This is a genomic window from Paraburkholderia sp. RL17-373-BIF-A, from assembly GCF_046030175.1.
In the GTDB taxonomy this organism is placed as follows: domain Bacteria; phylum Pseudomonadota; class Gammaproteobacteria; order Burkholderiales; family Burkholderiaceae; genus Paraburkholderia.
Map to the genome: position 1 here is coordinate 54415 of NZ_JARESO010000023.1, position 18337 is coordinate 72751.

The 18337-nt window shown below is 63.7% G+C and carries 19 protein-coding genes; 8 read left to right on the top strand and 11 right to left on the bottom strand.

Translation table 11 applies throughout. The annotated features are described in order from the left end of the window. Positions 1 to 89: 89 nt before the first annotated feature. Positions 90 to 413, bottom strand: coding sequence for an AzlD domain-containing protein (locus tag P0D80_RS26405; RefSeq protein ID WP_408287690.1), 324 nt, complete (start codon positions 411 to 413; stop codon positions 90 to 92). Continuing rightward, entirely contained in the window at positions 410 to 1156 is a 747-nt protein-coding gene (locus P0D80_RS26410; RefSeq protein ID WP_132373240.1) for an AzlC family ABC transporter permease, read from the bottom strand. The genes P0D80_RS26405 and P0D80_RS26410 overlap by 4 nt, the downstream gene beginning before the upstream one ends. Positions 1157 to 1463: 307 nt before the next feature. On the opposite strand from P0D80_RS26410, the gene P0D80_RS26415 reads away from it, so the two are divergent. The 6 genes from P0D80_RS26415 (at position 1464) to P0D80_RS26440 (ending at position 6368) form a co-directional block, all read left to right on the top strand. Next, positions 1464 to 2387 (top strand): branched-chain amino acid transaminase, encoded by a 924-nt coding sequence (locus P0D80_RS26415; RefSeq protein ID WP_132373238.1) that lies wholly within the window; start codon positions 1464 to 1466, stop codon positions 2385 to 2387. Between the two features lie 62 nt (positions 2388 to 2449). Then, positions 2450 to 2644 carry a zinc-finger domain-containing protein gene (locus P0D80_RS26420; RefSeq protein WP_042321180.1) on the top strand — a complete coding sequence of 65 codons (195 nt, stop codon included), beginning with the start codon at positions 2450 to 2452 and terminating at the stop codon, positions 2642 to 2644. A gap of 344 nt (positions 2645 to 2988) precedes the next feature. Beyond that, a complete protein-coding gene (gene waaF, locus P0D80_RS26425; protein WP_012434242.1) occupies positions 2989 to 4014 on the top strand; it encodes a lipopolysaccharide heptosyltransferase II in 1026 nt (341 codons plus the stop codon). A 169-nt stretch (positions 4015 to 4183) separates the two neighbouring features. Next, positions 4184 to 4630 (top strand): nuclear transport factor 2 family protein, encoded by a 447-nt coding sequence (locus tag P0D80_RS26430; RefSeq protein ID WP_408181847.1) that lies wholly within the window; start codon positions 4184 to 4186, stop codon positions 4628 to 4630. A 39-nt stretch (positions 4631 to 4669) separates the two neighbouring features. Beyond that, positions 4670 to 5794 carry a YheT family hydrolase gene (locus tag P0D80_RS26435; protein ID WP_408287693.1) on the top strand — a complete coding sequence of 375 codons (1125 nt, stop codon included), beginning with the start codon at positions 4670 to 4672 and terminating at the stop codon, positions 5792 to 5794. Beyond that, positions 5787 to 6368, top strand: coding sequence for a DUF2946 family protein (locus P0D80_RS26440; RefSeq protein ID WP_408287696.1), 582 nt, complete (start codon positions 5787 to 5789; stop codon positions 6366 to 6368). The genes P0D80_RS26435 and P0D80_RS26440 overlap by 8 nt, the downstream gene beginning before the upstream one ends. A 20-nt stretch (positions 6369 to 6388) precedes the next feature. Here the strand turns inward: P0D80_RS26440 and P0D80_RS26445 are convergent, their stop codons facing one another. After that, the gene (locus P0D80_RS26445) at positions 6389 to 8098 is read right to left on the bottom strand and encodes a M48 family metalloprotease (protein WP_408287698.1); all 1710 of its coding nucleotides are present in this window, start codon (positions 8096 to 8098) and stop codon (positions 6389 to 6391) included. Between the two features lie 258 nt (positions 8099 to 8356). On the opposite strand from P0D80_RS26445, the gene moaC reads away from it, so the two are divergent. After that, entirely contained in the window at positions 8357 to 8833 is a 477-nt protein-coding gene (gene moaC / locus P0D80_RS26450; RefSeq protein WP_132373228.1) for a cyclic pyranopterin monophosphate synthase MoaC, read from the top strand. A 58-nt stretch (positions 8834 to 8891) separates the two neighbouring features. Here moaC and P0D80_RS26455 read toward each other — a convergent pair whose 3' ends face one another. The 8 genes from P0D80_RS26455 to recA form a co-directional block, all read right to left on the bottom strand. Continuing rightward, positions 8892 to 10676 (bottom strand): PglL family O-oligosaccharyltransferase, encoded by a 1785-nt coding sequence (locus P0D80_RS26455; RefSeq protein ID WP_408181824.1) that lies wholly within the window; start codon positions 10674 to 10676, stop codon positions 8892 to 8894. Between the two features lie 159 nt (positions 10677 to 10835). Continuing rightward, entirely contained in the window at positions 10836 to 11459 is a 624-nt protein-coding gene (locus P0D80_RS26460) for a pilin (RefSeq protein ID WP_408181823.1), read from the bottom strand. Between the two features lie 144 nt (positions 11460 to 11603). Then, entirely contained in the window at positions 11604 to 12308 is a 705-nt protein-coding gene (locus P0D80_RS26465) for a TerC family protein (protein ID WP_408287703.1), read from the bottom strand. A 145-nt stretch (positions 12309 to 12453) separates the two neighbouring features. Beyond that, positions 12454 to 13335, bottom strand: a complete 882-nt coding sequence (gene sucD / locus P0D80_RS26470) for a succinate--CoA ligase subunit alpha (protein ID WP_085487621.1) — start codon at positions 13333 to 13335, stop codon at positions 12454 to 12456. Positions 13336 to 13461: 126 nt separating this feature from the next. Next, entirely contained in the window at positions 13462 to 14631 is a 1170-nt protein-coding gene (gene sucC / locus P0D80_RS26475; protein WP_020069250.1) for an ADP-forming succinate--CoA ligase subunit beta, read from the bottom strand. Continuing rightward, positions 14628 to 15368 carry a DUF2889 domain-containing protein gene (locus P0D80_RS26480; protein WP_408287706.1) on the bottom strand — a complete coding sequence of 247 codons (741 nt, stop codon included), beginning with the start codon at positions 15366 to 15368 and terminating at the stop codon, positions 14628 to 14630. Before P0D80_RS26480 ends, sucC begins: the two co-directional genes overlap by 4 nt. A gap of 148 nt (positions 15369 to 15516) precedes the next feature. Beyond that, positions 15517 to 16224: a recombination regulator RecX gene (gene recX / locus P0D80_RS26485; RefSeq protein WP_408287709.1), complete on the bottom strand. Its 708-nt coding sequence runs from the start codon at positions 16222 to 16224 to the stop codon at positions 15517 to 15519. Positions 16225 to 16231: 7 nt separating this feature from the next. Beyond that, positions 16232 to 17308 carry a recombinase RecA gene (recA, locus tag P0D80_RS26490; protein ID WP_132373216.1) on the bottom strand — a complete coding sequence of 359 codons (1077 nt, stop codon included), beginning with the start codon at positions 17306 to 17308 and terminating at the stop codon, positions 16232 to 16234. Positions 17309 to 17553: 245 nt separating this feature from the next. On the opposite strand from recA, the gene P0D80_RS26495 reads away from it, so the two are divergent. Then, positions 17554 to 18330 (top strand): response regulator, encoded by a 777-nt coding sequence (locus P0D80_RS26495; RefSeq protein WP_408181820.1) that lies wholly within the window; start codon positions 17554 to 17556, stop codon positions 18328 to 18330. Positions 18331 to 18337 lie beyond the last annotated feature (7 nt).

An 18337-nucleotide genomic window follows, 5' to 3' on the forward strand; every position in this document is an offset into this window, starting at 1 on the left:
CACAGCCTTCTGACCCGCGACCGGGCGAATGTCCCGTATTTGGAGGATACGGCGCCGATTCCGCAACGCAACATTTCCCGCTTCTTCAATCACATGAAGAGGCGCAACAACGTGAACACAACCATTCCGACGACAATCGTGCCGAGCATGGTGCGCCGCCACAAAAACCACGCAAGACCTGACAGCGCGGCGTAGAACTCATGGTTCGACGGCGCGAAGGACAGGCCGTCGGGCGTTGCCAGCACGTCCGGCAGGACCACGGCGGCGAGCGCCGCGGCCGGCGCATAGCGGAGCATGCGCTGAACCCGCGCCGGCAAAACGGTGCGCTCGCCGCCGATTAGAAACATCGCGCGTGTCAGGGCGGTGACGACTGTCATGCCGAAAATGGCCAGCCAGATCTGGGTGGATGTCATCGGGAATCTCCGGCGCTGTTACGGATGCGGCGCAAGTCGGCGCGCTCGACCATCAGGTCGGCGGCACTGCCGGCGACGATCGCCGCGATCACCGCGAGCGGCAGCGCGAGCCGGTACGGCAGGTCGAATGCGAGCAGCGACACCACGCCGGCGACGCTGACCGCGACCAGCGTGGAGCGCGTCGCGATCGCCGACACCATGATGGGCAGCAACGCCAGCGTGCCCGCCAGCGCGAGGCCCCAGTTATCGGGAATCAGGCTCGCGAGCAAAATGCCGGCGATCGACGACACCTGCCACGACAGCCAGCTGCATATCGCCATGCCCCAGAAATACGCTTCCTTGCCCGGCACATAGCCGGTCGGGAAGCTCTTCTTCTGGAACAGCAGATAGATCACGTCGCCGTTGAAGTAGCCGAGCACGATGCGCCGCCACATCGACAGATAGGAGAAATGCGGCGCGAGACCAACGCTGAAGATCACGAAACGCGTATTGACCATCGCGGCCGTGAGCAGCACGGTCCAGACCGGCAGCTTGGCGGCGAGCAGCGGCAGCACCGCCAGTTGCGACGACCCGGCGTAGCACAGCAGCGACATGGTGAGCGCCTGCGGCAACGTGAGCACCGATTTGCTCATGGCAATGCCGGTGACGAGGCCCCAGGAGAAAATCGCCATCAGCGTGGGCGAATAGTCGCGCGCGCCTTCGCGGAAGGCACGGCGATCGATATCTGACAGGCGAGCGAGCATGGGGGCGAAACGCGGGCGCGCAAGGGCGCTGCAACGATGGGAAGTCAGCGCCAGGTCGTCAAGCACCCGCTGGCGCATTCGGATTTGAATTATGCGTGTGCCGGATTATAGCGTCCGGAATACGGCCAAATGCCCGTTCCGTGTGCAAAAGACGCTAAAATGACGTCCTCGCTACGCCCTGAAGGAAGTCCCCTTGGGGCACACCTCACTGGAAAACACCGGGCCGTCCCAGGTTTTCCTGCCCCGTCGGGGCCTGACGCGAAGCGCCAGGTGTGGGGCACTCATAACGCACCAGTTGGAGAATCGTATGTCAATGGCCGACCGCGACGGCAAGATCTGGATGGATGGCAAGCTTATCGACTGGCGCGATGCCAAGATCCACGTGCTTACCCACACGCTGCATTACGGCATGGGCGTCTTCGAGGGCGTACGCGCCTACAAGACGGCGGACGGCGGCACCGCGATTTTCCGGCTGCAGGAACACACCAAGCGTCTGCTGAACTCGGCCAAGATCTTTCAGATGGACGTGCCGTTCGACCACGAAACGCTCGCCGCCGCGCAATGCGAAGTGGTCCGCGAAAACAAGCTCGAGTCCTGCTACCTGCGCCCGATCATCTGGGTCGGCTCGGAAAAGCTCGGCGTGTCGGCCAAGGGCAACACCATCCACGTGGCGATCGCGGCCTGGCCGTGGGGCGCTTACCTCGGTGAAGACGGCATCGCCAAGGGCATCCGCGTGAAGACCTCGTCGTTCACCCGCCATCACGTGAATGTGTCGATGGTCCGCGCCAAGGCGTCGGGCTGGTACGTGAACTCGATCCTCGCCAACCAGGAAGCCATCGCCGACGGCTACGACGAAGCGCTGCTGCTCGACGTGGACGGTTACGTGTCGGAAGGCTCGGGCGAAAACTTCTTCCTTGTGAACAACGGCAAGCTGTACACGCCGGACCTGTCGTCGTGCCTCGACGGCATCACGCGCGACACGGTCATCACGCTGGCGCGCGACGCGGGCATCCAGGTGATCGAAAAGCGCATCACGCGCGACGAGGTCTATACCTGCGACGAAGCGTTCTTCACGGGCACCGCCGCCGAAGTCACGCCGATCCGCGAACTCGACAACCGCACGATCGGCTCGGGCGCACGCGGCCCGATCACCGAGAAGCTGCAAACAGGCTTCTTCGACATCGTGAACGGCAAGAGCGACAAGTACGCGCACTGGCTGACCAAGATCTAACGCGCGCTGCGCCGGGCTTCACCGGCGCACCGCACGCACCCTGCATACAACGAGAACGTCTCATGAGCGAAATCAAGGAAATGCCGCTGGTCGAACTGTCGGCAAAAGACCTGCCGGCGTACTGCCCGAATCCGGCCATGCCGCGCTGGAGCGCGCATCCGCGTGTCTTTATCGACGTCACGCACGGCGAAGCCAAGTGCCCGTACTGCAGCACGCGTTACAAGCTGCGCGACGGCGAAGTGGTCAGAGGTCATTGAACACGGCGCATTGAGCACTGGTTGCGTGTGGCGACGCTTGCCGGGTCGGCTGCCCGCTCGCTGCGGGTTGCGTTGCGGGGTTCGCTTCGTGATCGATTGCATGTTGCGCGGTCTGGTTTGTCGTGCGACGGACCAGCGGCGGTGGCGCAGCAAACGGTGATCACACCAACGCGAACTCGCCGCCCGATCCGAAAGCAGGCACGTCACAGCAGCGCCGCCGCCGCGGCGTCTCCGGCCATCCCGGAAGCGCGTCACGCGGCGTGCGGCTTTTCCCCTTTTACTTATCCGAATGCCACGCGCAAGGCTTGCGCGGGGTTTCGTTTCGACACCGGACACTCACTCTGATGCGTCGCGCGTTGGTTATCGCACCGAACTGGATCGGTGACGCATTGATGGCGCAGCCGCTGTTTGCGCGCCTCGTGAAATTGCATCCGCGCATCGTCATCGACGCGGTCGCGCCCTCGTGGGTCGCGCCCGTGCTCGAACGCATGCCGGAAATCCGCGACGTCTACGCCACGGATCTCGCGCACGGCAAGTTGCAAATGCTGCGCCGCTGGCAGTTGGCGAGCGACTTGCGCGACGTGGGCTACGACGCCGCCTACGTGCTGCCGAACTCGCTCAAGTCGGCGCTGATTCCGTGGATGGCGGGCATTCCGTTGCGCATCGGCTATACCGGCGAAAGCCGCTACGGTCTGTTGAACGTGCGTCACGCGAATCCGCGCAAGGACGAGCGCCCGCCGATGGTTGGCCAATACGCCGCCCTCGCCTACGCGCCCGGCGCCAAGTTGCCCGACGACCTGCCGATGCCGCGCCTCGACGCGGACCTGAACGAAGCGTCGCGCGTCTCCGCGCGCTTCAATCTCGACACGCGCGTGCCGCTGCTGGTGTTCTGTCCCGGCGCCGAATACGGCCCGGCCAAGCGCTGGCCGCCCGAGCACTTCGCGTCGCTCGCGCAAATGGTCGGCCAGTCGTTCCCGTACACGCAGATCGTCGCGCTCGGTTCGCCGAAAGACGCACCGCTCGCGCAGGCCATCGCCGAACGAGCGCCGAACGTGCGCAACCTGTGCGGCCAGACCGCGCTGGGCGAGGCGTGCGCGCTGATCTCGCGCGCCAACGCGGTCGTGACCAACGATTCCGGTCTGATGCACGTGGCCGCCGCGCTGCGCCGGCCGCTGGTAGCCGTGTACGGTTCGACCGATCCGCGCCACACGCCGCCCTTGTCCGAGCTTGCGAAGGTACAATGGCTTCATCTCGAATGCAGCCCCTGTTTTGAGCGCGAGTGTCCGCTCGGCCATCTGAACTGCCTGAAGCAGTTGAGCGCCGAGCAGGTATTCGGCGATTTGCGCGGCATGTTGCTCGCGCAACGCTAACAGCCGCTGACACTTGCACGCAACACCGCACGCCCCTGAGCGCGTCGCGTCATGTTCGCGCCTTGCGGCGCGGGCATTCTGGCGCTCGGGTGCGATTGTCCGGTGCCCCGGACTGTCCCGCTGACCGCTGTCCCGCAACCGCGCGCCGCGCACAAGAGACTGACGAGCCATGCCACGTTTTGCCCATATCTTCGAAGCCGCCGCCGATACCCTGAACGCCTATTACCAGGCCGTCGCCGAGGTCAATATCGACAGCTTGATGGGTCTGTGGATCGATGAAGAGTTCGTGAGCTGTATCTGCGCCGACGGCTCCCACCTGCACGGCCTCGACAGCATTCGCGCCGGCTTGCAGATCCAGCTCGAAACCGCGCCGGTTTTCATCGAACCGCTCGATATCCGCGTCTACGACAGCCTCGGCACCGTGGTCTATGCGATCGCCGAAGCGCACCGGCCGGCTGACCCGAAGGCCACGCCTGCCATGGTGTTCACGACTTATGTGATGGTCCACGAACGCGGCGAATGGCGCATCGCGCACATTCACGCGAGTCCGATGCCTAACGAGGCCGCCAGCCAGTTCGCCACGAAGATGCGGCACGGCCAGGGGTCGCTGCACTGACGCGCGCCGCGCGTTTCACTTATTTGTTTTGAAGCAGGCATGAGCACGCCCCGCAGGAAGTCCCTTTTGGGCACGACGCACGATCAATCCGCTCCTTCGGGCGCGGCACGCGCCGCGGCCGCCGTCGAGGCGACTGTCGAGGCCACTGTCGAGTTGCTCTACCGTGCGCCGCTCTGGCTGCCGAACCGGCATGCGCAGACTATCGTCCCGTCGCTGTTCGCGCGCCGCCCCGCGGTCTCGTTTCGACGCGAGCGCTGGGACACGCCCGATGGCGATTTCATCGATCTCGACTGGGTGCAGCATGACGGCCAGCCCGGATCCGCGCTCACGCCCGGCGCTTCACCTCACGTGCCCGCCGATACCGCCCCGCTCTTCGTGCTGTTTCACGGCCTCGAAGGCAGCTCGGGCTCGCACTACGCCGCCTCGTTGATGGCGGCCGCGCGCGAGTACGGCTGGCACGGCGTCGTGCCGCACTTTCGTAGTTGCAGCGGACCGTTGAACCGGCTGCCGCGCTTCTACCATCTCGCCGATAGCAACGAAGTCGACTGGGTGTTGCGGCGTTTGCGCGCCGCGCATCGCGGGTCGATCGTGGCGGCCGGCGTGTCGCTCGGCGGCAATGTGCTGCTGCGCTGGCTGGGTGAACGCCGCGAGGACGCGGCGTCGGTGATCTCGGCCGCCGCGGCGATTTCGACGCCCATCGACGTGCATGCCGGCGGCCGCGCGTTGTCGCAGGGCTTCGGCCTCATCTACACGCGCAGTTTCCTGAAGACGCTCAAGCAGAAGGCCGAACAGAAGCTGGTGCAGTTTCCCGGCCTGTTCGACCGTGACGCGATGCTGGCGAGCCGCACCATGTACGAGTTCGACAACGTGGTGACCGCGCCGCTGCACGGCTTTCGCGATACCGACGACTACTGGAGCACGGCGACCACGCGTCCACTGCTGCCGCACATTCAGGTGCCGACGCTGGTGCTGAACGCGCGCAACGATCCGTTCCTGCCGGCTGAGGCGTTGCCGTCGCGGCATGAAGTGTCGGCGGCCGTGGAACTCGACCAACCCAAGCACGGCGGCCACGCCGGCTTTATGACCGGGCCGTTTCCGGGCCGCATCGACTGGCTTTCGCGGCGCGTGTTCGGCTATCTGGAGCGACACGTCGATCATGGATGACATCGTCAAGCAGGCTTTGGCCAAGTGGCCGAATGTACCGAGTTGCACAGGGTGGCTGATGCTGGACAGGCGCGGCAACTGGCGCATGCGCGACGAGGCCGCGCAGGCGAGCGGTTCGCCCGGTGTGCCGATCCGCCACGAAGCGTTGCTCGGGTTCATCAACCGGAATTACGACGCCGACGAGCGCGGCCAGTGGTTTTTTCAGAACGGCCCGCAGCGCGTGTATGTCGAGTTGGGCTATACGCCGTGGGTGGTGAGGTTGTCGGCCAATGCCGATGCTGGCGGCGCGCTCGCCTTGCAGGATCAAGCGGGCGGCGCGTTCGAGCCCGCAGCCGTATTGATCGATGAAGAAGGCGGGATTCTGTTTACCGATAGCGCGACGCCGCCGAGAATCGCCGTTTTGCACGACCACGATCTCGATGTGTTTTCCGACCATGCAACGCTGGCGGACGACTCCATGAGCGGTGAGTTTCGCTGGAACAGCCAGGTTGTATTGCCGCTGCAGGCTGTGCGGCGAGGCGATGTTGCTGCGCGGTTTAAATTTGTGCCGAGTCCCGCAGCCGCTGGCGCTTAAGCACAAGCCTGCGCACTGGGCTAACTCTTCTCGTCCAGCCGCTCCTCCTTATAGCGGCTCTCCATCTCATGCAGCCTCGCGTCGACGGTCGCGAGGTCGTAGTAGCCGATCGTCTTCAGATCTCGCGCGTCCTTCAATTGCCGGATCGCCGAAGGCCACGCTCCCTCGAGCGCGAATTTCTCGGCCATCGCACGATGCTGTGTCAACGCATCGCCCGTGCCCGCGCTAGCCTGGGCGAGATACAGCCACCAGGCAGGCTGATCGGGCTGGGCGCGAGTCTCCTTTTGCGCAAGCGACTGAGCATTGGCAAAGCGGCGCAAGGTCAGCAAGGTGCGGATATGCATGTCGATTGCGGCGTTCGATTGCGGCCAGCGCTTCTGCGCCAACTCGGCCAGACGCGCGGCCTCGTCGTCGCGGCCGGCGCGCCGCGCGATGTCGGCGGCCAACACGTCGAGGCTCGGCGAACTGCGCGCCGTGCCGCCCTCGGCCTGCTCGCCCGTCGCGAACGCGGCGCGGGACGACGCCAGCGACGCCGCCGCGTCGTCGTAACGCTCGAGCAGCATCTGTCCGTACGCGATGCCGTACCAGTTCGCCGCGACGTTGACCGCCGTGCGGTCCTCGATCTCTGAGCGCAAGCGCGAAATCTCGTCGCCGTACTCACTGCGCGAACGGTCCTGCAGCAGGCGCGCGCGCGCTCGCACAAAACCATATTCGGCCGATTGATGCGGTTGCCGGTAAGGCGCGCGGCGCGCACGGTCCTCCATGTCGGCAATCCGTTCGCCCGTCAGCGGATGGGTGCGCGCGTACGCCGGGATGCCCGTGTCGCTCATCGCGGCACGATCGAGGCGGCCAAAGAAGGTCGTCATTGCGTAAGGATCGTAGCCGGCGCCGGCAAGCAGCAGAAAGCCGACGCGGTCCGCCTCGTGCTCGGCGGAACGTGAGAAACGCAACTGGTTGTCGACCGCGTACGCCTGGCCGCCGATCGCAATCGCGCTGCCCAGGTCGCCGCTGTGCGCGAGAACGCCGGCGAGCACGCCGAACAACAGGCCGGCGAGCGCCGCATAGGTGCTGCGTTCGCCGGTCGTGATCATGCGCGAGATGTGCCGCTGCAGGACGTGTCCCATTTCGTGACCCAGCACCGATGCCAACTCGGACTCGGTCTGCGTGGCCACGATCAGGCCGGTGTTCACGCCGATAAAACCGCCAGGCAGCGAGAAGGCGTTGATCTGCGGGTCGCGCACGGCAAATAGATCGAAGTCCGGACGATATCCGCCGATGTACAGCGCGCTCGCCGCCGCGGCAAGTTTCGCGGCAACCGAGTTCAGATAGTCGCGCACCAGCCAGTCGTCGAGATAGTCGGGGTCGCGGCGCAACTCGCGCATCACGCGTTCGCCGAGTTTGCGCTCGGCCTGCGGCGTGAGCGAGCCCGAGCCGCCGCTGCCCAGATCGGGCAATTGCTGCGTGACGATCGGTGCACGCCAATTGGTGTTCACACCGGTATTGCCGGAGAAGCGGCTCTGCGCGCCGCCGTACACGCCGAACACGCCTTGCGCGATATCGGGCGGGACAAGCGGATCGGCGTAGGCATCGGCCGGGCCGCTGACCAGCGGTGGTTCGGCGGGCAACGTGTTGAGCGCCATGCTCGATACGCCGTGCGATTGCGCGAACGCGCCCGGCGGCGCTGCCAGCGCGACAGACAACAACGCAGCAAGGAACCGTTTCGGACGCATCGCGAGGTCGATATGACGAAGTCGGAAAGCGACGCCCGCCGCTCGGACTAAGATAGCGGGCATAGGGCAATTGTAATCAGTCGTCGCGGGAATTCATGTGATTCGCGTCATTGCGATTCGGTGTCTCCGATGATTCCCGCGCCGCTTGCGCCGACGGCGGGTGATGACTGATGACGTTTTGGCCCGCGCAAACGCAGTGCCGCCGCCGTGCGGCTTTACCGCACTGCTATGATAGGCGCCCTCTGAAGGAGCCCAACCATGCCTGAACTCACTCATTTCGACGCCGCCGGCCAGGCGCATATGGTGGACGTCGGCGGCAAGCAGGAGACCAAGCGCATTGCAATTGCGCGCGGCTCGATTCGCATGCTGCCGGAGACGTTCGCGCTGATTCGCGACGGCAACGCCAAGAAAGGCGACGTGATCGGCATCGCGCGGATCGCCGCGATTCAAGGTTCGAAGCGCACCGCCGATCTGATTCCGTTGTGTCATCCGCTGGCGCTGACGCGCGTCAAGGTGGATTTCGAACTCGATGACACGCTGCCGGGCGTGCATTGCACGGTTCAGGTTGAAACGCTGGGACGAACGGGCGTGGAGATGGAAGCGCTGACCGCCGTGCAGGTCGGGTTACTGACTGTGTACGACATGTGCAAGGCGGTGGATCGCGGCATGACGATCACCGATGTGAAGGTGCTGGAGAAGCACGGCGGGAAGTCGGGGGACTGGGTGGCGGATTGATGACCGTTTGCGTCATCGCCCCGCTCCATCTTTAACGCTTTGAAGCAAACGCGGCGGCTCACTCCTCGTCGCTGTCGTCGTCCTCATTGACGTCATCCGACGGCATGCCGTAGCGCTTGACCAGTTCCGCCTTGAAACCGGTCAGTGTTTTCTGCTCGTCGCAAAGCTCGTACAGATAGCTCAGTTGCGACGGCCAGTCCTTCAGTTCCGTGGCGAAGATTTTCAGGCGTTCGACAGTATCGAGTGCCGCTGCCTGATCGCCGCTCAACGCCTGCAGCACCGCATACCGACGCAACACGGTTTCGCCCGGCAGCAGCGCCATCGCCTGTTTGTGCATGGCGAGCTTGTGTTGCAGATCCATCGAATTCATCGGCAAGAGCGTCGCGAGACCGTACTCGCCCCACGCCTGGAACAGGAACGACGGGTCCGCACGATACTGTTCGGCAGGACGCTGGCCGTAGTACAGCACCTCGGCGCGCGCGTAGTCGCGATAGACCGGATACAGCGCGGCCAGACCGCCGAACACCACCACGGCAAACGCGCCGAACGACAGGCGTGCCGGCACGAGGCGCAGCGGCCGCGTTTCCAGCAGGCCGAACACGAACATCGCCGGCAACAGGAAGAACATGTACTGCTGCGGATATTCGACGAGCGCGTGCATGACCAGCACGCCGATCAACGCAATGCCGAACACGCGCGCCGAGCTTTGCGGCGCGCGCACCACGCGTATGAGCCACGTAATCAGCCCGAACAGCACGATCGCGAGGCCGATCAAGCCGGTCTTCGCCAGCAGGTCGATAAAGATGTCGTGCGAATTGTTGGCGATCTCGACGCCGCCGAGCGTCTTCGCGAACTCGTACTGATAGCTCGGAAATTCGCCCCAACCGACGCCCAGCAACGGATGCGTCTTGAACATCGTCCAGCCGTACTTCCACAGCGCGAGGCGCGGCGCGATCTGGCCTGCATCCTGAAAGCGTTCCGCGGCGGACTGTCCGAGCTCCAGGTGATAGTGAACGTTGGCCCAGCGGATCAGCGCATTGATCACGAAAAACAGCACGGCGAGCGCGATCGGAATGATCCATTCGCGATTGCTGCGGCGTAGCTGCAACTGATTGCGGGTCTGCGCGAACGCCATCCAGAAGCCCGCCACGACGATCACGCCCATCTGCAGCCACGGACCACGCGACACGGTCAGCGCGAGGCCGACCGCGAAAATCGTCGACACGAGGAACCAGATGCTGACGGCAATCCGCCGCGTCTGCACGAGGAACAACGCCCCCGCCATCGCAAACGCGATATAGGTGGCGAGGTGATTGGCCTGCGCCATATTGCCAAACGGCCGGCGCTCGACGGTCACGTTATAGGCAACCACGAGCGGCGACACGCGCACTTCGAGGTGAAACAACTGGATGATCTGGCAGAACACCGCGAACAGCCCGCCGACGATCAACGCCCCGGCCGCCCAGCGCAACGCGGTCTCGTTGAGTTTGGCGCGCGTGAAGCCGTAACCGGCGTGCGTCGCCATGAAGGCCGCCAGCAGATAGCCGCCGCCGAGCCAGTTCATCGACGGCTGCGACACCGGCAACACCACCGACTGCGCCACCAGCAGCAGCCCGAACAGCAACGGCACCAGCGCGACCACCGGCGACGCGAACGTCACACGCGGCTTGGCGCTCGCCACCAGCAGCACGACGCCCGCGCCGGTCAGCAGATACAGCGCGAGCGCGGTGAATTCAGCGTAAAAGGTCGGAATCGGATACGTATGGTTGACAACTGCATAAGGCAGCACCAACGCGAGGGCCAACAGAATGAAAGACAGATAGCGCGCGAAAGGGGTGGGCATCGAGGAACCGGTGGGCGTCAGCAACCGGCGCACTATACAAAAAAATTCTCCCGCTGTGCGCCGGCCGGGCTGAAATATCCCGAAAATCAGCCTTTTACGTGCGGATGGCTGCGACGCCACCCCACTCTCGCGCTCATCGCGCGCTCATGTCGCAGTCGTTCATGAACGGCACTCCGGTGGGGCGAGATTCGACGGCAACGTGGGCGCATCGGCGGGTGCCGGCCCGGCGCCTGGCGCCGGCAGCGAGGACGCCGCCTTGCCGCCCGCGAAACATTCCCACGTAAGCGCGCCCGCCTGCACCCCGCCCTTGCTCAACGCGATGCGCGCAGTCGGCGCATCCACGTTGTCAGGCACCGATGGCACGAGCGTGAGCGTGTTCGAACCCGCGGGCGCGACGCGCGTCGAGAAGGCGACGGTGATCTGGCCGGTGTCGTCGTCGACTCGAATGGACTCGACGTTGCGGGTGGCGGGCGGCGACGCATAACCACCGCTGAACGCGTTGCCGCTCGCGGCGTTTTCGGACACGGCCAGCCGCGCGGACGCCGCCAGCGACAGCCCTTCGCCGACGCGGCTGCGAGCCAGATAGTCCTGATACGCGGGAATCGCATACGCGGCGATCACGCCGACGATCGCCAGCACGATCATCAGTTCAATCAGCGTGAAACCGAAGCCAAGGCGTCGGCAGGCGCGCGCGAACCGCGCGGACCAGCCCGCTCGGCACACTCTTGAGCGCGTGGACAGTGAGGATTGGGAGTAAGGGGAATAAGGCAAAGTGACGATCATCGGCAGGCTCCTGAAACGAAAAACGCCTGCCCCACGGATCGGGAACAGGCGTTTCAATCGTAGCCAGCGGCGTTCGCGTCAGACAGTCAGCCGAACGGCTAACGCTGCAGCGCGGTTCGATTCAAGCCGGCGGCGGCTCCTGTCTCAAGCCGCCGCGCGATGGGCGTTGCGGCGCTTGAGCAGGTAACCGAGTACCACCACGAACAACGCGCCCGCGATGCTCATGCCGTATTCGGCCCACGCCGAATCGAGGATCGGCCAACGGTCGCCGGCCGGGTCGTTGATGATCAGGCCGCCTGCGATCCAGCCCAGCAGCGCGGCGCCGAGCGTAATGACGATCGGAAAGCGGTCGAGCAACTTGAGAACCAACTGGCTGCCCCACACGATCAGCGGAATGCTCACCAAGAGGCCGAAAATCACCAGCGCGAGACGGTGCTCGGGATCGGCGGCCTCAGCCGCGCCCGCGATCGCGATCACGTTGTCGAGGCTCATCACCGCGTCCGCGACGATGATGGTCTTGATCGCCGACATCAGCTTGTCGGCCGGCTTGATGTTCTCATGCGGGTCGTGCGCCGGCGCCATCAGACGCACGCCGATCCACAGCAGCAGCAGGCCGCCTGCGAATTTCAGCAACGGCACATCGAGCAGCGCGACCGCGAACGCAATCAACGCCACGCGCAGCACGATGGCGCCCACCGTCCCCCACAGCACGCCCTTCGTGCGTTGGGACGGCGGCAAATTGCGGCAGGCCAGCGCGATCACGACGGCATTGTCGCCACCCAGCAGAATGTCGATGACAATAATCTGAATGACGGCGCCCCAATGGAGCGTGGCGAAGAACTCGAGCATGATTGAAAGAATAAGAAGAAATCCGACGCGCGGCCAATAAAAAAAGCGGAGGAGTCTACACTCCCCCGCTTTTAGAACCGCACGCTCACGAAAGGGCTTCGTAAGCGTATCAAAAAACGCGCCGTGACAGCGCGCGAATTTCGATTTACAGCATTGCCTTCAGAAGACGCGCCATTTCCGACGGGTTCTTCGTGACCTTGATGCCGCAAGCGTCCATGATTTCCAGCTTCGCTTCAGCGGTGTCAGCGCCGCCCGAGATCAGCGCGCCGGCGTGGCCCATGCGCTTGCCCGGAGGCGCCGTGACGCCAGCGATGAAGCCGACCACCGGCTTCTTCATGTTGCCCTTGATCCACTCAGCAGCGTTCGCTTCGTCCGGACCACCGATCTCGCCGATCATGATGACGGCGTCCGTTTCCGGATCGTCGTTGAACATCTTCATCACGTCAATGTGCTTCAGACCGTTGATCGGGTCGCCGCCGATACCGACTGCCGACGACTGGCCGAGGCCGATCGCCGTCAATTGGCCGACTGCTTCGTACGTCAGCGTGCCCGAACGCGACACGACGCCGATGCGGCCCTTGCGGTGGATGTGACCCGGCATGATGCCGATCTTCAGTTCGTCCGGCGTGATCGTGCCCGGGCAGTTCGGTCCGAGCAGCAGCGTCTTGCGGTTTTCGGCACGCATACGAGCCTTGAGCTCGATCATGTCACGGACAGGAATGCCTTCCGTGATACAGATCGCCAGGTCCAGATCGGCTTCGACCGCTTCCCAGATCGCAGCAGCAGCGCCTGCCGGCGGAACGTAAATCACCGACACGGTCGCGCCCGTTTCAGCCTTGGCTTCTGCGACGCTAGCGTAGATGGGAATGCCTTCGAAATCTTCGCCGGCCCGCTTCGGATTCACGCCTGCAACGTACGCTTCACGGCCGTTTGCATATTCACGGCAAGCACGCGTGTGGAACTGACCGGTCTTGCCGGTGATGCCCTGCGTGATGACCTTGGTGTCTTTGTTAATCAGAATCGACATGTATTGACCTCTGTTCGTTTGGCGTCGCGCTGTTGCGCCGCGCGGCGGGATGTTCTCCGCCCGCGTCGCTCACGCGCCGCCATTCGTAATCCTGGTTAATTCTGGCAAAAGCCCCGCGGACTCGGCTTACGCCTTGCCCGAAGCAGCCGCGACGACCTTCTGAGCCGCTTCTTCCATGCTGTCCGCCGCGATGATCGGCAGGCCGGATTCAGCGAGCATCTTCTTGCCGAGGTCTTCGTTCGTGCCCTTCATGCGGACCACGAGCGGCACCTTCAGCGAGACGGCCTTCGACGCCGCGATCACGCCTTCCGCGATCACGTCGCAGCGCATGATGCCACCGAAAATGTTGACCAGAATCGCGGTCAAGTTCGGGTTCTTCAGCATGATCTTGAACGCTTCCGTGACCTTCTCGGTCGTGGCGCCACCGCCCACGTCCAGGAAGTTCGCCGGTTCGCCGCCGAACAGCTTGATGGTGTCCATCGTTGCCATTGCGAGGCCAGCGCCGTTCACGAGGCAGCCGATGTTGCCGTCGAGCGAGATGTACGCAAGGTCGAACTTCGAGGCTTCGACTTCAGCCGGATCTTCTTCGTCCAGATCGCGATACGCGACGATTTCCGGGTGACGGAACAGTGCGTTCGAATCGAAGTTGAACTTGGCGTCGAGTGCGATGACCTTGCCGTCGCCGGTCAGGATCAGCGGGTTGATTTCGGCCAGCGATGCGTCGGTTTCCCAGAATGCCTTGTACAGGCCTTGCAGGATCGCGCGCGCTTGCGGGATCGATGCGTCGGGCACGCCGATTTTCTTCGCGAGGTCGTCAGCTTCGGCGTCCTTCAGGCCGGTCGACGGGTCGACTGCAACCTTGTGGATCAGCTCGGGCGTCTTTTCCGCGACTTCTTCGACGTCCATGCCGCCTTCGCTCGATGCCATCACGACGATCTTCTGCGACACGCGATCGATCACGAGGCCGACATACAGTTCCTTCTTGATGTCAGCGCCTTCTTCGATCAGCAGACGATTCACCTTCTGGCCTTCCGGGCCGGTCTGGTGCGTGACGAGCTGCATGCCGAGGATCTGGTTCGAGTACTCACGAACCTGTTCCAGCGACTTGGCAACCTTCACGCCGCCGCCCTTGCCACGGCCACCCGCGTGGATCTGAGCCTTCACGACCCATACCGGGCCGCCGAGCTCTTCCGCGGCCTTGACCGCATCATCCACCGAGAAGACCGGCTTGCCGCGCGGTACCGCGACGCCGAATTTCCGCAGGATTTCCTTACCCTGGTACTCGTGAATCTTCATGCGTGATTCCCTTCAGTCTGAGAGTTGGATTGAACTTCGTTTCCGCTGCCGTCGTTCATGCCGGACGCGTTGCCGCCCTCGCCTGTCTGGCGGACTGCCCCGTCGCCTGACGATGCCGCGCGATCCGCTGTATACGGAGCGCGGCCATACCAGCGCGGATAAAACTGCTGCACCGCCTCGCCGTCGAAACGCAGCGCGTGGCAGCGTCCCAGCTGGAATGGCGGTTTATCGTTGGAATGCTCACCTGTGCTGTTAGACGATCCGTCTCCTGGACCTGCGTTCGCGCCCGACGCGCCGTCACCGGTGTTCCACACTTCGCCGGCGAATGCCTGAATCGCGGCGGTCGGCAGGATCGCGCACAGCTCGGTGAGATGCGTGCAACCCGCCGTGCCGCCCAGCAAACGGGCAGACTCGCGACGGAAGTTTTGGCGGAGATTGAGCCCGATGAGGGCACGGTAGGCGGGATTGCTGACTTGGCACAAACCAGGATAGGGCACCCAGTCGGACGACGCCTCGGCGTCGACGACATTGAGCTTGCGATCGATGGTGATGCGAAGCCAGAGTTCATGGATCGGCTGACCATTGGGCCGGACGCCCGACGCAAGCACCACATCGCGCGGTTTTTCGTCGGTCAAGCACGCTTCCACATCCCACAGGCCATCGGCTCGCTCATAGGCTTCCGCTCTGATTGCGCGACGATGGCGCAACTGACGGGACACTGGCGGGGAGAGCGGCATGCGGGAAGGAAAGGCCGGATTGGAAAACCCACGAATTTTAGCATACTGGGTATTTGGGACAGGTCCGATTGCGCACGGCCGCGCCGCAGGCGGCTGAGCGCGGAAGTCGCTGTCTTAAAGGGCTTGCGCGCCAATAAAGCCGCCGCGCTTACTCGCCGGCCCAGTCTTCGTCGATTCCCTTAAGGATTTTGCCGATCGTGGCCCCCGAAAATCCGCGCGAGGCCAGAAAGCGCGTCTGCTTCGCCCGTTCGGCGGGCGTTTCGGGAAGCCGGCCGAATTTCTTTTGCCAGACGGCGAGCGCACGAGCCAGTTCCGTTTCGCGCAATTGCGCGCTGGCTTCTTCGACGAGCGTCTGGTCGACCGAATGCTGCTTCAATTCGCCGACGATCCGGCTCGCGCCCAATCGCGACGAGCGCCGATGAATCAGACTTTCGGCGAAACGCGAATCGGACAGCCAGTTTTCGGCTTCGAGTGCGTCGAGCAAGGTGTCGAGCGAGTCGGTTTCCTCGACGAACGGCTTCAGCTTGCGCGCCAGTTCGGTGCGGCTGTATTCACGGCGGGACAGATAGCCGAGCGCGCGGCCTTTTAGCGACCGTGCCGGACGTTGGGATTTTTTGGCTTCGTCTTGCCCGGGTTTCGCTTCGCCTGGGACGCGACGCGAGCGAGTGTAGGTGGTTTCGGAGGGATCCGAGCCTACGGGCGGGGAGGATTCAAACTGCGCGCGCTGCGGATTGCGGCCCGCAGCGCGGTCATGTGCGTCGAACGATTCGAATGGATCGAACGACTCGTCGTCTTCATCACGCGGGCCGTCCGCGTGGTGTCCGGAATCGGACAACGGCCGGCCCTTGCGTATCACGTGATGGTTACTCTTCTTCGTCCGCGACTTCAGCGCCTGCGCCGGTCACGGCTTCAGCCATGGCATTCACGCCCAGCGATTCACGGATACGGTTTTCGATCTCGCGAGCGATATCCGGATTTTCGCGCAGGAATTCACGCGCGTTGTCCTTGCCCTGACCGATACGTTCGCCGCTGTAGCTGTACCATGCGCCGGCCTTGTCGACGATCTTGGCCTGCACGCCCAGGTCAATGACTTCGCCCTGACGCGAAATACCTTCGCCGTACAGGATGTCGAAAATCGCTTCGCGGAATGGCGGAGCAACCTTGTTCTTCACCACCTTCACGCGCGTTTCGTTACCGATCACTTCGTCGTTCTTCTTGATCGAACCGATACGGCGAATGTCCAGACGCACCGACGCGTAGAACTTCAGCGCGTTACCGCCCGTGGTGGTTTCCGGGTTGCCGAACATCACGCCGATCTTCATACGGATCTGGTTGATGAAGATCACGAGGCAGTTCGTGCGCTTGATCGTGCCAGTGAGCTTGCGCAGCGCCTGCGACATGAGACGCGCTTGCAGACCCGGCAGCGAGTCGCCCATTTCGCCTTCGATTTCAGCCTTCGGCACGAGTGCCGCGACCGAGTCGATCACGATCATGTCGATCGAGCCCGAACGCACCAGCGCGTCGGCGATTTCGAGCGCCTGTTCGCCGGTGTCCGGCTGCGAAACCAGCAGGTCGTTCACGTTCACGCCGAGCTTGCCCGCGTACTGGATGTCCAGCGCGTGTTCCGCGTCGATAAACGCCGCCGTGCCACCGAGCTTCTGCATTTCGGCGACGACCTGCAACGTCAGCGTGGTTTTACCGGACGACTCCGGGCCATAAATTTCGACCACCCGGCCACGCGGCAAACCGCCGACGCCCAACGCGATGTCGAGGCCGAGCGATCCGGTTGAGACCACCTGGATATCTTCGACCGCCTCACCTGCGCCGAGCCGCATGACCGACCCTTTGCCGAACTGCTTTTCGATCTGCGCGAGGGCGGCAGCGAGTGCCTTGCTCTTTTCAGCAGTCAGTCCAGCCGAGCCTTTCTTGCTTTCTTCCATGAATCGTCCTTTGCTATGATGAACGGCGTCTGAGGCGGATGTGCAGCCCCGAGTTTCAACCTACTCGTGAAGGACAGCACACGAAACCCAGACACTGTATAAAAAAACAGTAGTTTTGGCAAGCACGATTCTCATGCGAACGCGCATTTTTACTGTCGCGCTGCCCAACTACCCACAATAATTTTCGGAGACCGCTGTGCGCCGGGGGACACCCCGCGGTGCCGGCAAGGCCAGGCTTGCGCACCATGCGAATTCTGATTGCCGAAGACGACAGCATACTCGCGGACGGTCTGGTTCGATCACTCCGCCAATCGGCCTATGCCGTCGATCACGTGAAGACCGGCGTCGAGGCCGACACCGCGCTGTCGATGCAAACTTTCGACCTGCTGATTCTCGATCTGGGCCTGCCGCGCATGTCCGGCCTCGAGGTGCTGCGCCGCCTGCGCGCGCGCAATTCCAACCTGCCGGTGCTGATCCTGACCGCCGCGGACAGCGTCGACGAACGTGTCAAGGGTCTCGATCTCGGCGCCGACGATTACATGGCCAAGCCCTTCGCGCTGAACGAACTCGAAGCACGCGTGCGCGCCCTGACGCGGCGCGGCGCGGGCGGCGGCCCGACGGTCGTACGGCATGGTTCGCTGTCGTTCGACCAGGTCGGCCGGATCGCCTATGTCAACGAGCAGGTGATCGATCTGTCGGCGCGCGAACTGGGTTTGCTCGAAGTGCTGCTGCAACGGATCGGCCGCCTTGTCTCCAAGGAACAACTCGTCGACCACCTGTGCGAATGGGGTGAAGAAGTCAGCAACAACGCAATCGAGGTCTACGTGCACCGCCTGCGCAAGAAAATCGAACCGAGCGGCGTGCGCATCATCACCGTGCGCGGTCTTGGCTACTGCCTCGAGAAAGCGGCGTCGCCGGCGAGCACGAGCGCGAACGCCATGACGACGCCCCCGCCCGCCGAGCCCGAGCCGCCCTCCTCGCCGCCGTCCGGCGCGATGCCGGCGAGCCATCACTACAAATAGAGGACGC

What these genes read in the sequence shown, in the direction of transcription:
- P0D80_RS26405 (WP_408287690.1), bottom strand. Translation starts at nt 413, where the DNA reads ATGACATCCACCCAGATCTGGCTGGCCATTTTCGGCATGACAGTCGTC.
- P0D80_RS26410 (WP_132373240.1), bottom strand. Translation starts at nt 1,156, where the DNA reads ATGCTCGCTCGCCTGTCAGATATCGATCGCCGTGCCTTCCGCGAAGGC.
- P0D80_RS26415 (WP_132373238.1), top strand. Translation starts at nt 1,464, where the DNA reads ATGTCAATGGCCGACCGCGACGGCAAGATCTGGATGGATGGCAAGCTT.
- P0D80_RS26420 (WP_042321180.1), top strand. Translation starts at nt 2,450, where the DNA reads ATGAGCGAAATCAAGGAAATGCCGCTGGTCGAACTGTCGGCAAAAGAC.
- waaF (WP_012434242.1), top strand. Translation starts at nt 2,989, where the DNA reads ATGCGTCGCGCGTTGGTTATCGCACCGAACTGGATCGGTGACGCATTG.
- P0D80_RS26430 (WP_408181847.1), top strand. Translation starts at nt 4,184, where the DNA reads ATGCCACGTTTTGCCCATATCTTCGAAGCCGCCGCCGATACCCTGAAC.
- P0D80_RS26435 (WP_408287693.1), top strand. Translation starts at nt 4,670, where the DNA reads ATGAGCACGCCCCGCAGGAAGTCCCTTTTGGGCACGACGCACGATCAA.
- P0D80_RS26440 (WP_408287696.1), top strand. Translation starts at nt 5,787, where the DNA reads ATGGATGACATCGTCAAGCAGGCTTTGGCCAAGTGGCCGAATGTACCG.
- P0D80_RS26445 (WP_408287698.1), bottom strand. Translation starts at nt 8,098, where the DNA reads ATGCGTCCGAAACGGTTCCTTGCTGCGTTGTTGTCTGTCGCGCTGGCA.
- moaC (WP_132373228.1), top strand. Translation starts at nt 8,357, where the DNA reads ATGCCTGAACTCACTCATTTCGACGCCGCCGGCCAGGCGCATATGGTG.
- P0D80_RS26455 (WP_408181824.1), bottom strand. Translation starts at nt 10,676, where the DNA reads ATGCCCACCCCTTTCGCGCGCTATCTGTCTTTCATTCTGTTGGCCCTC.
- P0D80_RS26460 (WP_408181823.1), bottom strand. Translation starts at nt 11,459, where the DNA reads ATGATCGTCACTTTGCCTTATTCCCCTTACTCCCAATCCTCACTGTCC.
- P0D80_RS26465 (WP_408287703.1), bottom strand. Translation starts at nt 12,308, where the DNA reads ATGCTCGAGTTCTTCGCCACGCTCCATTGGGGCGCCGTCATTCAGATT.
- sucD (WP_085487621.1), bottom strand. Translation starts at nt 13,335, where the DNA reads ATGTCGATTCTGATTAACAAAGACACCAAGGTCATCACGCAGGGCATC.
- sucC (WP_020069250.1), bottom strand. Translation starts at nt 14,631, where the DNA reads ATGAAGATTCACGAGTACCAGGGTAAGGAAATCCTGCGGAAATTCGGC.
- P0D80_RS26480 (WP_408287706.1), bottom strand. Translation starts at nt 15,368, where the DNA reads ATGCCGCTCTCCCCGCCAGTGTCCCGTCAGTTGCGCCATCGTCGCGCA.
- recA (WP_132373216.1), bottom strand. Translation starts at nt 17,308, where the DNA reads ATGGAAGAAAGCAAGAAAGGCTCGGCTGGACTGACTGCTGAAAAGAGC.
- P0D80_RS26495 (WP_408181820.1), top strand. Translation starts at nt 17,554, where the DNA reads ATGCGAATTCTGATTGCCGAAGACGACAGCATACTCGCGGACGGTCTG.